Here is a 447-nt window from a genome sequence, read left to right as displayed (position 1 = left end):
CCGGGCGCTCCACCGTTTTGTTTCACTCGCTTGTAGGCAAGTCGAAGGTTGTTTCCTTCGAGCATTCGCTCCAGCAAGTCACACTGGTCTTCGCGAGAAGAAAGGTCGAGTTGTGCCGACAAAGAACTCGGCACTCCGGCATGCCCTTGCGGCTTCACCGCTACTCTTTGCCTGGAGCCTTCATATGAAGTTGGCTGCTGTCGTTGCTCTTCGTGCGAACGCATCGTTTCCTTCCCTCCTTTAGGTTCAGCCCTTCCGGTTTCCAGCGTCCCGTATTCCCGTACTATGGCCTCTGCTGACTCCTGCGGCTTCAGCGCAACCTCACGGTTGCGGTTACGAAGTTGCTTCGCGTATTCCGCAGGCCTCCCCAGATAAGAGCGTCATCTTTCTGCCCGCAACCACTCAAGTTTACAGAAATAGCCCTTGGCGACTTAGGATTTCGTCATG

General features: G+C 55.0%; 1 pseudogene. It reads right to left on the bottom strand.

Annotated features, from left to right (window positions below):
* Positions 1–224 (bottom strand): annotated as a pseudogene (locus EIZ37_RS25680) (group II intron reverse transcriptase/maturase); the annotation flags it as partial.
* Between the last annotated feature and the right edge of the window lie 223 nt (positions 225–447).

The organism is Brevibacillus migulae (assembly GCF_004521915.1).
Classification (GTDB): Bacteria; Bacillota; Bacilli; order Brevibacillales; family Brevibacillaceae; genus Brevibacillus_F; species Brevibacillus_F migulae.
The sequence above is the reverse complement of the archived record's forward strand: the minus strand, read 5'-3'. Positions and strand labels throughout refer to the sequence as shown.